This is a genomic window from Streptomyces neyagawaensis (assembly GCF_023516595.1).
Classification (GTDB): Bacteria; Actinomycetota; Actinomycetes; order Streptomycetales; family Streptomycetaceae; genus Streptomyces; species Streptomyces neyagawaensis.
The window spans coordinates 1-15,541 of the sequence record NZ_JAMGBG010000043.1 but is presented as its reverse complement, the minus strand read 5'-3'; the positions used below and the strand labels follow the sequence as shown (position 1 = coordinate 15,541).

Annotated in this window: 10 protein-coding genes; 8 read left to right on the top strand and 2 right to left on the bottom strand. The window is 71.3% G+C overall.

The genetic code is table 11. The features are described 5' to 3' along the window. Window positions 1-3: 3 nt before the first annotated feature. The 8 genes from M8J73_RS19595 to M8J73_RS19560 all read left to right on the top strand — a co-directional run bounded on the left by M8J73_RS19595 (window position 4) and on the right by M8J73_RS19560 (window position 12,811). Entirely contained in the window at window positions 4-1,092 is a 1,089-nt protein-coding gene (locus M8J73_RS19595) for a quaternary amine ABC transporter ATP-binding protein (protein ID WP_055516164.1), read from the top strand. After that, a complete protein-coding gene (locus tag M8J73_RS19590; RefSeq protein ID WP_055539428.1) occupies window positions 1,092-3,122 on the top strand; it encodes an ABC transporter permease in 2,031 nt (676 codons plus the stop codon). The genes M8J73_RS19595 and M8J73_RS19590 overlap by 1 nt, the downstream gene beginning before the upstream one ends. A gap of 12 nt (window positions 3,123-3,134) precedes the next feature. Next, a complete protein-coding gene (locus M8J73_RS19585; RefSeq protein WP_055539427.1) occupies window positions 3,135-4,112 on the top strand; it encodes an ABC transporter substrate-binding protein in 978 nt (325 codons plus the stop codon). A gap of 239 nt (window positions 4,113-4,351) precedes the next feature. Continuing rightward, complete coding sequence (locus M8J73_RS19580; RefSeq protein ID WP_055539426.1) at window positions 4,352-6,790, top strand: GcvT family protein; 2,439 nt, start codon at window positions 4,352-4,354, stop codon at window positions 6,788-6,790. Between the two features lie 9 nt (window positions 6,791-6,799). Continuing rightward, entirely contained in the window at window positions 6,800-7,660 is an 861-nt protein-coding gene (locus tag M8J73_RS19575) for a bifunctional methylenetetrahydrofolate dehydrogenase/methenyltetrahydrofolate cyclohydrolase (RefSeq protein WP_055539425.1), read from the top strand. 31 nt (window positions 7,661-7,691) lie between these two features. Beyond that, a complete protein-coding gene (locus M8J73_RS19570; RefSeq protein WP_107466333.1) occupies window positions 7,692-8,924 on the top strand; it encodes a sarcosine oxidase subunit beta family protein in 1,233 nt (410 codons plus the stop codon). Between the two features lie 28 nt (window positions 8,925-8,952). Then, window positions 8,953-12,216: a sarcosine oxidase subunit alpha family protein gene (locus M8J73_RS19565; RefSeq protein ID WP_249828867.1), complete on the top strand. Its 3,264-nt coding sequence runs from the start codon at window positions 8,953-8,955 to the stop codon at window positions 12,214-12,216. Further along, window positions 12,209-12,811: a sarcosine oxidase subunit gamma gene (locus M8J73_RS19560; RefSeq protein ID WP_055542994.1), complete on the top strand. Its 603-nt coding sequence runs from the start codon at window positions 12,209-12,211 to the stop codon at window positions 12,809-12,811. The genes M8J73_RS19565 and M8J73_RS19560 overlap by 8 nt, the downstream gene beginning before the upstream one ends. 46 nt (window positions 12,812-12,857) lie before the next feature. Here the strand turns inward: M8J73_RS19560 and M8J73_RS19555 are convergent, their stop codons facing one another. Together M8J73_RS19555 and glyA are read right to left on the bottom strand one after the other, a co-directional pair. Continuing rightward, on the bottom strand, window positions 12,858-14,582 hold the full coding sequence (locus M8J73_RS19555) for a dolichyl-phosphate-mannose--protein mannosyltransferase (RefSeq protein WP_372503980.1): 1,725 nt from the start codon (window positions 14,580-14,582) through the stop codon (window positions 12,858-12,860). A 152-nt stretch (window positions 14,583-14,734) separates the two neighbouring features. Beyond that, the coding region (glyA, locus tag M8J73_RS19550; protein WP_249828866.1) for a serine hydroxymethyltransferase at window positions 14,735-15,541 on the bottom strand (807 nt) is incomplete at its 5' end.

Below are 15,541 nucleotides of genomic sequence, written 5' to 3'. Positions count from 1 at the left end.
ATCGTGACCCCAACGCAGACCGAGGTGCCGCAGCGGCGCGGCACACCTCAGGACTCGGACGGTACGCCGGTCATATCCGTGCGCCGGCTGTGGAAGGTGTTCGGGCCGAAGGCCGACCGGGTGCCGGAGTCGGAGGAGCTGTGCGGCCTCACCCGCCGTGAGCTCATGGACCGCACGGGATGCACCGCGGCCGTGCGCGACGTGAACTTCGACGTCCGCAAGGGCGAGGTCTTCGTCGTGATGGGCCTGTCCGGCTCCGGCAAGTCCACCCTGGTGCGATGTCTCACCCGCCTGATCGAACCCACCTCCGGGGAGCTCGTCTTCGAGGGCGAGGACATCCGCGAGGCGGACGCCAGGCGTCTGCGGGACCTCAGGCGGAGCAAGTTCTCCATGGTCTTCCAGCACTTCGGGCTGCTGCCGCACCGCCGGGTCGTCGACAACGTGGCGTTCGGCCTGGAGATCCGCGGCATGAGCAAGGCGGAGCGGACCAGGCGGGCCCTGGAGGTCGTCGAACTCGTCGGCCTGTCCGGCTACGAGAACTCCTACCCCGACCAGCTCTCCGGCGGTATGCAGCAGCGTGTCGGGCTCGCCCGGGCGCTCGCCGGCGACCCGGACGTCCTCTTCTTCGACGAGCCGTTCTCGGCGCTCGACCCGCTGATCCGCCGCGACATGCAGAACGAGGTCATCCGGCTGCACCACGAGGTCGGCAAGACGATGGTCTTCATCACCCACGACCTCTCCGAGGCGCTCAAACTCGGCGACCGCATCCTCATCATGCGGGACGGCAAGATGGTCCAGTGCGGCACCGGCGACGAACTGGTCGGCGCCCCCGCCGACGACTACGTCCGCGAGTTCGTCAAGGACGTCCCGCGCGGCGATGTGCTCACCCTGCGGTGGATCATGCGGCCGGTCGCCGACGGCGACGCCCTGGACGGCCCCGAGCTGGGCCCGGACGTCGTGGTCCGCGAGGCGACCCGCGCGGTGCTGGCGGCCGACAAGCCGGTCAAGGTCGTCGAGAACGGCGAACTGCTCGGCATCGTCGGCGACGAGGAGATCCTCGCGGTGGTCGCCGGGCAGGAAGGCGGCATGTGATGACCGTCGCCGTGGAGAAGCCGGAACAACCGCAGAAACCCGAACCCCCGCTGAAGACCGATGCCGTCCCCCCGGCCGCCGCCTCCGGCGCCCGCACACGGAAGGTCGGACGCGGCACCGTCGTCGCGGCGATCGTCGTCGTCTGGCTGGTGCTCTTCGCCCTGCTGCGCGGCAGGCAGACCCTCACCCTCGCCGCGGCGGACCTCACGGATCTGCACCGCTGGATCAACGACCTCTACGACTCCATCGGCGCCAACCGCAACTCCAACCCGCTCTTCCTCTACTTCTTCAATGAGATCCGGCTGGTCATCGACACCCTGGTGACCTTCGTCCAGGAGCTGATCTCCCAGCCCTCCGCCGGCCGTCCGCTCCCGCAGATCGGCTGGCTCGGCGTCGTCGGCATCGTCGGCTACGTCTCCTGGGCCGTGGGCAACTGGCGGGTGGCGCTGCTGGCCGTGGCCGGCTTCACCTTCTTCGGGCTCCAGGGGCTGTGGCAGGAGAGCATGGACACCCTCGCCCTCACCGTCTCCGCGGTCCTCGTGGCGCTGCTGTTCGCGATCCCGCTGGGCGTGTGGGCGGGGCTCTCCGACCGGTTCAACCGGATCGTGACACCCTTCCTGGACTTCATGCAGACGATGCCGACCTTCGTCTACCTGGCCCCGCTGACGCTGTTCTTCCTCATCGGCGGCGCCTCGGCCACCATCGCCACCGTCGTCTACGCTTCGCCGCCCGCCATCCGGATCACCGCGCACGCCATCCGGTCCGTCCCCGAGACCACCGTCGAGGCGGCCGACTCGCTCGGCGCGACCCGGCGGCAGGCACTGCTGAAGGTGCTGCTGCCGATGTCCAAGCGGACCGTGGTGATGGGCGTCAACCAGTCGATCATGGCCGCCCTGGCCATGGTGACGATCGCCGCCCTGATCGACGCGCCCGGTCTCGGCAAGACCGTCATGCAGGCCCTGGAGTCGCTCGACGTGGGCACGGCCTTCAACGCGGGCCTCGCCATCGTCGTCATGGCGATCGTCCTTGACCGGGTGACCACCGCGGCGAGCGCGCGTCAGGAGACGACCCGGCACGCGAGCGGCCGGTTCGCGACCTGGCGGCGGCCGCTGCTGGCCGCGGGCGGTGCGGTCGCGGCCGTCCTCGTGTACATGTCGCACACCTATGTGTGGGCGGCGGAGTTCCCCGGCGAGGGCGGGGCCGGCAGCTCCATCGTCAAGGCGGCCGACACCACGACGACCTGGGTGCAGGACAGCCTCTCCGGGCTCACCAACGCCTTCCGGGACGCCATCACCAACGGTCTGCTCAACCCGTTCCAGTCGCTGCTCACCGACTCGCCGTGGTGGCTCGTCGCCGCGGTGCTGATCGCGCTCGGCGTGGTGCTCGGCGGATGGCGGGCCGGTGCCGTAGCCGCCGTCTGCGTGGGTCTGCTGGTCGGGACGGGCCTGTGGTCGGACGCGATGACGACGCTGGCCTCCACCCTCGTGGCGACCGTGCTGGTCATGGTGCTCGGCATGGCCTTCGGGGTGTGGATGGGGCGCAGCCCCCTCGTGGACCGGGTGCTGCGGCCGACCCTCGACGCGGCGCAGGTCATGCCGCCGTTCGTCTACCTCGTGCCGTTCCTCGCGCTGTTCGGGGCGACCCGCTTCACGGCCATCGTCGCCGCGATCGTCTACGCGGCACCCGTCGCCATCAAGATCATCGCGGATGGGGTGCGGGCCGTGCCGGAGGCCACCGTGGAGGCGGCCACCTCCGCCGGGTGCAACACCTGGCAGATCATCACCAAGGTTCAACTGCCGATGTCACGCAGTGCCCTGACGCTCGCGACCAACCAGGGCCTGATCTACGTGCTGTCGATGGTTGTTGTGGGCGGCCTGGTAGGAGCGGGCGCCCTCGGCTACGACGTCGTGGCCGGATTCTCCCAGGGGCAGCTGTACGGGAAGGGCCTGGCGGCAGGGTTCGCCATCGTCCTCCTCGGAGTCATGTTCGACCGGATCACTCAGGCCGCGGCGCGACGCGTGAGCGCGTAAGGAGCACTGACCATGGCAACACAAGTACGACAGTGGAGAGCCGGCGTGGCCGGAGCGGCCGTCCTCGGTCTCGCCCTGACCGCCTGCGGCGGCGCGAAGGTCGGTGAGGACTCGGCGGGCTCGGGCGGTTCGGGCGACTCCGGGAAGTGCGGCACCTTCAACCTCGCCGTGAACCCGTGGGTGGGCTACGAGGCCAACGCGGCGGTCGTCGCGTACGTCGCGGAGCACGACCTCGGCTGCAAGGTCACCAAGAAGGACCTGAAGGAGGAGATCGCCTGGCAGGGCTTCGGGACGGGTGAGGTCGACGCCGTCATCGAGAACTGGGGCCACGACGATCTGAAGAAGAAGTACATCACCGACCAGAAGACGGCCGTCGAGGCCGGTGCCACCGGCAACAAGGGGCTGATCGGCTGGTACGTGCCGCCGTGGCTCGCCAAGGAGCACCCCGACATCACCGACTGGAAGAACCTCGACAAGTACGCCGACAAGTTCAAGACCTCCGAGTCCGGCGGCAAGGGCCAGCTCCTCGACGGCGACCCGTCGTTCGTCACCAACGACGAGGCCCTGGTGAAGAACCTGAAGCTGGACTTCAAGGTGGTGTACGCGGGCAGCGAGACCGCGCTCATCCAGGCCTTCCGCAAGGCGGAGAAGGACAAGGAATGGGTGATCGGCTACTTCTACGAGCCGCAGTGGTTCATGGCCGAGGTGCCCCTGGTCAAGGTGAAGCTGCCGGAGTACAAGACCGGCTGTGACGCCGACGCGGAGAAGGTCGCCTGCGACTACCCCGTCTACGAACTGGACAAGATCGTCAGCACGAAGTTCGCCAAGTCGGACAGCCCGGCGTACAACCTGGTCAAGAACTTCACCTGGACGAACGACGACCAGAACACCGTGGCCAAGTACATCGCCGTGGACAAGATGGCGCCCGAGGCGGCGGCGAAGAAGTGGGTCGAGGCCAACCGCGGCAAGGTCGACGCCTGGATCAAGTAACGAGGTCGGAATAACGAGGTCGGAAGGCCGGTCGGACGAGCCCGGCGGGCGGCGTGCACAGGGGTGCGCCGCCCGCCGGGCTTCGCCGTTCCCGGGGCCTTTTCGAAGGCCGTTTTCCGACGTCACGGACCCCTTGACACCCCCTCCCCGCGACAGGCACATTGAGTTGCGCAACCTGAACCATGTTGCGCAGACAGCAACTGAACCGGCTGGACTCGTTTTCAATCGGAGGTGCGGCGATGGCGGGACCCCGAGTGGTCATCATCGGAGCGGGCGTCGTTGGCGCGGCACTCGCGGACGAGATCTCCGCGCGCGGCTGGACCGAAGTGACCGTGGTCGACCAGGGGCCGCTCCCCGCCACCGGGGGCTCCACGTCACACGCCCCGGGCCTGGTCTTCCAGACCAACTCCTCCAAGACCATGACGGAGCTGGCCCGCTACACCGTCGAGAAGTTCTGCTCCCTCGACGTCGACGGCAAGCCCTGCTTCCTCCAGGTCGGCGGCCTCGAAGTGGCCACCACCCCCGAACGTCTGACCGAACTGCACCGCCGCCACGGCTGGGTCACCGCCTGGGGCATCGAGGCCCGGCTGCTGACCGCCGAGGAGTGCGTCGAGCAGCACCCCCTCGTCGACCCCGACCGGGTCCTCGGCGGCCTCCTCGTCCCGACGGACGGCCTCGCCAAGGCCGTCCTCGCCGTCGAGGCGCAGATCCGCCGGGCCACCGAGCGCGGCGTACGCTTCCTCGCCCGCCACGAGGTCCTGGACATCCTCCGGACCGACGGCCGGGTGACGGGCGTCCGCACCGATCAGGGCGACCTGGAGGCCGACATCGTGGTGTGCTGCGCCGGCATCTGGGGTCCGCGCATCGCCCGCATGGCCGGCATGAACCTCCCGCTCACCCCGCTCGCCCACCAGCTCGCCTGGACCGGCCCGATCCCCGCGCTCGCCGGCCAGACCGAGGAGGCGGTCCGCCCGATCCTGCGGCACCAGGACGCCGACCTCTACTACCGCGACCGGTTCGACGGCATCGGCATCGGCTACTACGGCCACCGCCCGATGCCGATCTCCGCCGACGACATCCGCTCCTTCGACGACGCCCAGCCGATGCCCTCGGTCCTGAAGTTCACCGAGGACGACTTCGCCGACGCCTGGACCGAGACCCAGTCGCTGCTCCCGGCGACGAAGGAGGCGAAGGTCGAGGAGGGCATCAACGGCCTGTTCTCCTTCACCACCGACAACTTCCCGCTCCTCGGCGAGTCCCCCGACGTCAAGGGGTTCTGGGTCGCCGAGGCCGTGTGGGTCACCCACTCCGCGGGCGTCGGCCGGGCCATGGCCGAGTGGCTCGTCGACGGCCACTGCTCGTCGTTCGACCTGCACGAGTGCGACGTCAACCGCTTCGAGCCACACCAGCTCACCCCGGAGTACGTCCTGGCCCGCGACTGCCGGAACTTCGTCGAGGTCTACGACATCCTCCACCCCCTCCAGCCCTCCGGGGAGCCCCGCCCGATCCGCAAGAGCCCCTTCTACGCACGCCAGGAGGAGCACGGCGCGTTCTTCCTGGAGGCGAACGGCTGGGAGCGCCCGCAGTGGTACGAGGCGAACGCGTCCCTCGTCGAGGGCCGCAGCATCCCCACCCCGAACGACTGGGCCGCGCAGTTCTGGTCGCCCATCGTCGGCGCGGAGGCGCAGGCCACCCGCGAGACGGTCGCGATGTACGACATGACGGCCCTCAAGCGCCTGGAGGTCACCGGACCCGGCGCCGCCGACTTCCTGGAGCGGCTGACCACCAGCAAGGTCGCCAAGTCCGTCGGTTCGGTGACGTACACCCTGCTCCTCGACCACGACGGCGGCATCCGCAGCGACATCACCGTGGCCCGCCTCGGCCGCGACCTCTTCCAGGTCGGCGCCAACGGCAACCTCGACCTCGACTGGTTCGGTCGGCACCTCCCCGCCGACGGCACGGTCCAGGTCCGCGACATCACCCCCGGCACCTGCTGCGTCGGTCTGTGGGGCCCGCTGGCCCGCAAGGTCCTCCAGGCGCTGACGGACGAGGACTTCTCCAACGACGGCCTGAAGTACTTCCGCGCCAAGCGCGCCCACATCGGCTCCGTGCCCGTGACCGCCATGCGCCTGTCGTACGTCGGCGAACTCGGCTGGGAGCTGTACACCACCGCCGACCTCGGCCAGAAGCTGTGGGACACCCTATGGGCGGCGGCCCGGCCGCTCGGCGGCATCATCGCGGGCCGCGGCGCCTTCAACAGCCTGCGCCTGGAGAAGGGCTACCGCTCCTTCGGCACCGACATGACGTACGAGCACGACCCCTACGAGGCCGGTGTCGGCTTCGCCGTCAAGCTCGACAAGGGCGACTTCATCGGGAAGGCCGCGCTGGAGCGCCGCAAGGAGGACGTGCGGCGCAGGCTGACCTGCCTCACCATCGACGACCCCCGGTCGGTCGTCATGGGCAAGGAGCCCGTGTACGACGGCGACCGTGCCGTCGGGTACGTCACCAGCGCCGCGTACGGCTACACCATCGGCAAGGGCATCGCCTACGCCTGGCTGCCGACGGAGGTGGCGGTGCCCGGGACGAGCGTGCACATCGGGTACTTCGACCAGCGTGTGGAGGCCGTCGTGGCCGAGGAGCCGCTGTTCGACCCGTCGATGTCCCGGCTGCGTGGATGAGGGGTCACCGTGACCGCACAGACACTTGACGGGAAGGCGACCGCCGCCGCCGTCCGCCGCGAACTCGCCGAACGTGTGGCCAAGCTGACCGCCGGCGGCGGTCGCCCGCCGGGGCTCGGCACGGTCCTCGTCGGCGACGACCCCGGCAGCCGCGCCTACGTCGCCGGCAAGCACCGGGACTGCGCCGAGGTGGGCATCGCCTCCCTCCGCCGGGAACTGCCCGCCGACGCCACCCAGCGGCAGGTCGAGGACGTCATCGACGAACTCAACGCCGACCCCGCCTGCACCGGCTACATCGTCCAGCTCCCGCTGCCCCGCCACCTGGACGCGGGCGCCGTCCTGGAACGGATGGACCCGGCCAAGGACGCCGACGGACTCCACCCCGTGAACCTCGGCCGGCTCGCCCTCGGCGAGACGGCACCGCTGCCCTGCACCCCGCGCGGCATCGTCGAACTGCTCCGCCGGTACGACGTCCCCGTAGCCGGCGCCCGGGTCTGCGTCGTCGGACGCGGCATCACCGTCGGACGCCCCCTCGGCCTCCTCCTCACCCGCCGGTCGGAGAACGCCACCGTCACCCTCTGCCACACCGGGACGAAGGGCCTGGCCTGGCATGTGCGGGAGGCGGAGATCGTCGTCGCAGCGGCCGGCTCGCCCGGACTGATCACCAAGGACATGCTGCGCCCCGGCGCCGCGGTCCTGGACGTCGGTATCACCCGCACCGACCACGGGCTGGTCGGCGATGTGCACCCGGACGCCGCCGAGGTGGCCGGATGGCTCGCGCCGATGCCCGGCGGCGTCGGTCCCATGACACGGGCGATGCTCCTGGCCAATGTGGTCGAGGCCGCCGAGAGGAACGCGAACCCCGTATGAACCTGTCCCTTCCCGTGGACGGAGCCGTCCGATGAGCCCCCGTACCCCCGGCGCCGAACTCCCCGAGCACCCCGACTGGCTGTGGCGCACACCCGAACCGAAGCGGTCGTACGACGTGATCGTCGTCGGCGGCGGCGGACACGGCCTGGCCACCGCCCACTACCTCGCGAAGAACCACGGCATCACCAAGGTGGCCGTGTTGGAGAAGGGCTGGCTCGCGGGCGGCAACATGGCCCGCAACACCACGATCATCCGCTCCAACTACCTGTGGGACGAGAGCGCCGGCATCTACGAGCACGCCCTGAAACTCTGGGAAGGGCTGGCGGACGAACTCGACTACCCGATCCTCTTCTCCCAGCGGGGTGTGCTGAACCTCGCCCACAGCCTCCAGGACGTCCGCGACAGCGTGCGCCGCGTGGAGGCGAACCGCCTCAACGGCGTCGACGCCGAGTGGCTGGACGCGGACGGGGTGAAGGACGTCTGCCCGATCGTCAACACCTCGCCCGACGTGCGCTATCCGGTCCTCGGCGGCACCTACCAGCCCCGCGCCGGCATCGCCAAGCACGACCATGTGGCGTGGGGCCTGGCCCGCTCCGCGGACGCGGCCGGCATCGACATCATCCAGAACTGCGAGGTCACCGGCCTGGACGTGGTCGGCAACCGCGTGGTCGGCGTACGGACCAACCTGGGCCCCATCGCGGCCGGCAAGGTCGCCCTCTGCTCGGCCGGCCACACCTCGGTCCTGGCGGCCATGGCGGGCATCGAACTGCCCCTCCAGAGCCACCCCCTGCAGGCACTCGTCTCCGAGCTGCTGGAACCGGTCCACCCCACGGTCGTGATGTCCAACGCGGTCCATGTGTACGTCAGCCAGGCCCACAAGGGCGAGCTGGTGATGGGCGCGGGCATCGACTCCTACAACGCGTACACGCAGCGCGGCGCCTTCCACATCATCGAGGAACAGATGTCGGCGGCCCTGGAACTCTTCCCGGTCTTCGCCCGCGCCCACGTCCTGCGCACCTGGGGCGGCATCGTCGACGTCAGCCCCGACGCCTCGCCGATCATCGGCCTCACCCCGGTCGACAACCTCTACCTCAACTGCGGCTGGGGCACGGGCGGCTTCAAGGCCACCCCCGGTGTCGGCTGGGTCTACGCCCACACCATCGCCCACGACACCCCCCACCCCCTCAACGCCCCCTTCTCGCTCGACCGTTTCACCACCGGCGCGCTCGTCGACGAGCACGGCGCGGCCGCGGTGGCCCACTAGGACCGCTGGACCACTTGGGAGCCGAACCATGCTGCTCATCCCCTGCCCGTGGTGCGGGCCCCGCGACGAGGCCGAGTTCCACTACGGCGGTCAGGCCCACGTCCCCTACCCCGAGGACCCGTCGGCCCTCACCGACGAGGAGTGGGCGCGCTACCTCTTCTTCCGCGACAACCCCAAGGGCCCCTTCGCCGAACGCTGGAGCCACGCGGCGGGCTGCCGCCGCTGGTTCAACGCGGTGCGGGACACGTCGACGAACGAGATCCTGACGGTGTACAGGACGGGAGAGGAACGCCCGGCACCTGTTGAGCCAGGGCCGGCATTTTCAGCCCGTCCGGGGGTCCCCCCTCTGGGGGAGTTCGAGGACGAGGCCCTTTCAGGGCCGACGGGGCGCCAGGGGGCAGAGCCCCCTGGCGGGGTCGAAGGGGCGGAGCCCCTTCAGGATGGGACGGGTAGGGGCGGCGGGGTCGAGCCCACCCAGCCGTTCCGCCACGCGACCCGCGGCCGAATCGACCGCGACACCCCCCTCACCTTCACCTTCGACGGCACCGAATACCGCGGCTTCCGAGGCGACACCCTCGCCTCCGCGCTCCTCGCCAACGGCGTGATCCAGGCGGGCACCAGCATCAAGCTCGGCCGCCCCCGCGGCATCTTCTCCGCCGGCGTCGAGGAACCCAACGCGGTCGTTCAGATCGAGGAGCCCTTCCCCGAGCCCATGCTGCCCGCCACCGCCGTCGAGCTGTACGACGGCCTCGTCGCCAGCAGCCTCCCCGGCCAGGGCCGCCTCGCCACCGCCCCGGACCCCGCCCGCTACGACGCCGTCCACGCCCACTGCGACCTGCTGATCGTCGGCGCGGGCCCGGCCGGCCTCGCGGCGGCCGCGGCCGCCGCCGGCAGCGGCGCCCGCGTCATCCTCGCCGACGACCGGCCCGAGCCCGGCGGGAGCCTCCTGGACACGGGCGAACACCTCGACTGGGTCGACACGGTCACCGCCCGCCTCGGCAACGCCCCCGAGGTGCGCGTCCTGCGCCGTACCACCGTCTTCGGCTACTACGACGACAACCATCTCCTCGCCGTGGAGCGCCGCACCAACCACCTCGGCGCGGCCGCCCCCGAGAACGTCTCCCGCGAGCGGGTCTGGCGGATCCGCGCCCGCCGGGTCGTCCTCGCCACCGGCGCCCACGAACGCTCCCTGGCCTTCGCGGACAACGACCGCCCCGGGGTGATGCTGGCCGCCTCGGCCCGCGCCCACCTGCACCGCCACGGCGTCCTGCCCGGCCGGTGCGCGGTCGTCCTCACCACCAACGACAGCGCGTACGCCGCCGCCCTGGACCTCGCCGCGGCAGGCGTGGGGGTCGCGGCGATCGCCGACACCCGCCCCGAGGCGGGGGAGTGGGCCGAGCGCGCCCGCGAGGCCGGCATCGAGGTGCTGACCGGCCACGCCGTCATCGGCACCGAAGGCGACCCCCGCCTCACCGCCGTGACCGTCGCCCCGTACGGCGAGACCGAGGGCGGACGGGAGTTCGCCGCCGACCTGCTGCTGGTCTCCGGCGGCTGGAACCCGGTGGCGCACCTGTTCAGCCAGGCAGGCGGCAGGCTCCGCCACGACGACGCCCTCGGCACCTTCGTCCCCGACACCTGCCGCCAGGCCGTCGAGGTCGCGGGCGGAGCGAGCGGCACACCGGACCTCGCCGGGGCCCTCGCGCAGGGTGCCGCCGCAGGTGCCCGCGCGATCGAGGCCGAGGGCTACACGGCCGAAACGCCCCGCCTCCCGCAGGTGCCCGCACCGCCCCGTCCGACACCGCCCCAGCACCTGTTCACCGTCCCCGGCCGCGACGGCGCGCCCCGCTTCGTCGACCTGCAACGCGACGTCACCGTCGACGACCTGGCCCGCGCGACCGGCGCCGGCATGCGCTCCGTCGAGCACACCAAGCGGTACACCACCGCCGGCACCGCCAACGACCAGGGCAAGACGTCCGGCGTCCTCGCCAGCGGTGTCGTCGCCGAACTGCTCGGCGTGGACATCTCCGCGCTCGGCACGACCACCTTCCGGCCGCCGTACACCCCCGTCTCCTTCGCCGCCCTCGCGGGCCGCGACCGGGGCGCCCTCCACGACCCGGTCCGTACGACGGCCCTGCACGAGTGGCATGTCGCGCACGGCGCACTCTTCGAGAACGTCGGCCAGTGGAAGCGCCCCTGGTACTACCCGCGCGACGGCGAGGACATGAAGACCGCCGTGCTGCGCGAGTGCCGGGCGGCCCGCGAGAGCGTCGCCTTCATGGACGCCTCCACCCTCGGCAAGATCGACGTCCAGGGCCCGGACGCCGCCGTCTTCCTCGACCGGCTCTACACCAACATGATGAGCACCCTGAAGGTCGGCATGATCCGCTACGGCGTGATGTGCCGCCTGGACGGCATGGTCTTCGACGACGGAACGGTCATCCGTCTCGCCCAGGACCGCTTCCTGGTCACCACGACCACGGGCAACGCGGCCACCGTCCTCGACTGGATGGAGGAGTGGCTCCAGACCGAGTGGCCCGAACTGCGCGTCCACTGCACCTCGGTGACCGAGCAGTGGGCCACCGTCGCCCTGGTCGGCCCCCGCTCCCGCGACGTCCTCGGCTCCCTCGCACCGGAACTGGCCGTCGCCAACGACGACTTCCCGTTCATGGCGTGGCGGGAGACGACCGTCGCGGGGATCGAGGCCCGCGTCTGCCGGATCAGCTTCTCCGGCGAACTGGCCTACGAGATCAATGTGTCACCGTGGGAGGCCCTCGCCCTCTGGGAAGCGCTGTACGAGGCCGGCGCCCCGCACGGCATCACCCCCTACGGCACCGAGACCATGCACGTGCTGCGCGCCGAGAAGGGCTACCCCATCATCGGCCAGGACACCGACGGCACGGTCACCCCCCAGGACCTCGGCATGGGCTGGGCGGTCTCCAAGAAGAAGCCCGACTTCATCGGCAAGCGCTCCTATGCCCGCGCCGACACCGCCCGCCCCGACCGCAAGCACCTCGTCGGCCTGCTCCCCGAGGACCCCGGCACCTTCCTCCCGGAGGGCACCCACCTGGTTGCCGACAGCGTCCTCCCCGCGCCGCCCGTCCCGATGCTCGGCCATGTCACCTCCAGCTACCGCAGTGCCGCCCTCGGCAGGACCTTCGCGCTCGCCCTGATCAAGGGCGGCAGGGACCGGATCGGCGAGCGGCTGTACGCCCCCGTCGGCGACCGGCTGGTCCCGGTAACCGTCGCAAGCCCCGTCCTCTTCGACCCCGAGGGAGCCCGCCGCGATGGCTGACATCGTCCTCACCTCCACGCCCCGCAGCCCCCTGGGCGGGGCCGCCGCCCGGCTGGCGGCCGCCACCCGCACCTCCGCCGGCGCGGTCCGGCTGGCCGAACTCCCCTTCCTCACCCAGGTGAACGTGCGCCTCGACGCCAAGGGCCCGGCGGCCGACGCCGTGGGGCTCGCCCTGGACCTGGCCCTGCCCCTCGAACCCAACACCGTCGTCCGCACCGGCGAGTTGACGGCGCTGTGGCTCGGCCCCGACGAATGGCTCCTTGTGGCCCCGCCCGGCCGGGAGCGGGACCTGGAGACCCGGATCCGGGAGGCGGCCGGCGACGAACCGGTCTCCGTCACCGATGTCTCCGCCCAGCGCACCACGCTCCTCGTCGCGGGCCCCCGCGCCCGCGACGTCCTGGCCCACGGCTGCCCACTGGACCTGCATCCGCGGGCCTTCGGCCCGGGCCGCTGCGCCCAGACGACCCTCGGCCGCACCCAGGTCGTCGTGGTCGCCCGCGACGAACCCCGGGCCGGTTTCTGGGTCCTGGTCCGCTCGTCCTTCGCGGGGCATCTCGCGGACTGGCTGCTGGACGCGGCGACCGAGTACGTGTGAGTGCGGTGGGCGGTGGGCGGTGGGCGGTGGGCGGCGCGGCGGACGGTCAGATCCAGGTGTCGAGCCACATCCTGCCCCGCCAGCCCTCGTACGGGATGGTCTGGCCCGAGTACAGCGGGAAGAAGTAGATGAAGTTCCACGCGATGAGCAGCACCAGGGCGCCAGCGACGATCGCGCCCGCGGAGCGGCGGTTGTCGTCCGCGCCCGGCGGCCCGAGGAGCGCGCCCACCGTCATCGCGACGGCCAGACACAGGAACGGCACGAACACCACGGCGTAGAAGGAGAAGACGGTCCGGTCCTGGTACAGGAACCACGGCAGATAGCCGGCGCCGACACCGCAGAGCACCGCGCCCGCCCGCCAGTCGCGGCGCAGCGCCCACCGGAACAGCAGATAGCCGAGCGCGCAGCACGCCGTCCACCACAGCAGCGGGGTGCCGAGGGCGAGGACGGTCTGTGAGCAGTCGACGGCCGTGGCGCAGCCGTCCTGCCCCGGCTGCGGCGACTGGTAGTGGAACAGCACGGGGCGGCCGAGGACCAGCCAACTCCAGGGGTTCGACTCGTACTTGTGCGCCGTGTGCAGGCCCACGTTGAACTGGTAGACGCCGTACTCGTAGTGCCACAGACTGCGCAGCGGCGCCGGGATCCAGGACCAGATTCCGCCGCGGTCGTCCGCCCAGTGCCGTCCGTAGCCCTTGTCGGAAAGGAACCAGCCGGTCCACGTGAGGACGTAGGTCACCACGGCCACGGGGACGAGGGACAGCAGCGACCAGCCGAGGTCCTTGCGGAGCACCGCACGGTAGGGGTGGCGGGCTCCCGCGACACGGCGGGCGGCGACATCCCACAGCACGGTCAGGGCCAGGAAGAACACCAGGACGTACAGGCCGTTCCACTTGGTGGACGCGGCCAGGCCCAGACAGACCCCGGCCGCGAGGCGCCAGGGCCGCGGCCCCGTCCCGGTGTGTTCGGCGGCGTCCACGTCCGGCGTCGCGCGGCCGTCGTCGTCGACCGGCAGGGCGGCCGCGAGGCGGGCCCTGGCACGGTCCCGGTCGACCAGGAGGCAGCCGAAGGCCGCGAGCACGAAGAACATCACGATGATGTCGAGGAGCGCGGAGCGGCTCATCACATAGTGCAGGCCGTCCATCGCCATGAACGCGCCGGCCAGACACCCCAGCAGCGTCGACCGGAACAGTCGGCGTCCTATTCGGCACAGCATCAGCACCGACAGCGTGCCGAGGACAGCCGTCATGAAGCGCCAGCCGAACGGGTCGAGCCCGAACATGAACTCCCCGACGGCGATGACCCACTTGCCCGTGGGGGGATGCGCGACGAAGGTCCCCGGGTCGGTCAGTGAGATCACCTGAGGGTCCGCCAGGATCTGCGGGTCGGCGACCTTCCGGTCCGGCCAGGTGCCCTCGTACCCGAGCCGGAGCAGGGACCAGGCGTCCTTGGCGTAGTACGTCTCGTCGAAGATCACGGCGTGCGGCCGGCCGAGGTCCCAGAAGCGGACGGCGCCCGCCAGGGCGGCGACGAGCAACGGGCCGAGCCAGCCCATCGCGTGCGCGACCCGGTGCGCCGCGACCGCCCCGAGCCCGAGCCGCTCCCACGGCCGGGTCCCCGGCTCGGGGAACGCCGGGACCAGCCGTTCCCGCACGTCGGCCGCGGGACGCCCGACATACCCGAAGCGGCGCAACCGCCCCCGCCAGTCACCGTCCTCCGCCGACGCACCGCCACCATCCGCAACCTGGGCACACGTCGTGTCGCTACTCGTCACCGGGTGACCCTAGTACGTCGGCGCCGACGTACTGTCGTCCGCCCACCTGGCTGCTCCGCCGCGGCCCGCCCGCCAACCCCTGTCGCCCCCACCCGGCACCCTTATGCGCGGGGCGGCCGGGGGACAGGGGGACTCACGGCTGCCGCTCGGGGTCACTTGCCCAGGGTGGGGTAGAGCGGGTGTTTGGCGGTGAGGGCCTTGACCCGTGCTTTGAGGGCCTCGGTGTCGTGGGACGGCTTGAGGGTCTCGGCGATGATGTCGGCGACCTCGGTGAAGTCGGCGGCGGTGAAGCCGCGGGTGGCGAGGGCGGGGGTGCCGATGCGCAGGCCGGAGGTGACCATCGGGGGGCGGGGGTCGTCGGGGACGGCGTTGCGGTTGACGGTGATGCCGACCTCGTGGAGGCGGTCCTCGGCCTGCTGCCCGTCGAGGTCGGAGTCGCGCAGGTCGACCAGGATCAGGTGCACGTCGGTGCCGCCGGAGAGCACGTTGACACCGGCCGCGCGGGCGTCGGGCGCGGTCAGGCGCTCGGCGAGGATCCGCGCGCCCTCCACGGTGCGGCGCTGGCGGTCCTTGAACTCCTCGCCCGAGGCGACCTTGAAGGAGACGGCCTTGGCGGCGATGACGTGCTCCAGCGGGCCGCCCTGGAAGCCGGGGAAGACGGAGGAGTTGAGCTTCTTGGCGAAGGCCTGCTTGGCGAGGATGATGCCGCCGCGGGGGCCGCCGAGGGTCTTGTGGGTGGTGGAGGTGACCACGTCCGCGTGCTCGACGGGGTTGGGGTGCAGTCCCGCGGCGACGAGGCCGGCGAAGTGCGCCATGTCCACCCACAGGTACGCCTCGACCTCGTCGGCGATCCGGCGGAAGGCGGCGAAGTCCAGCTGGCGGGGGTAGGCGGACCAGCCGGCGATGATGACCTTGGGGCGGTGCTCCTTGGCGAGGCGTTCGACCTCGTCCATGTCGAC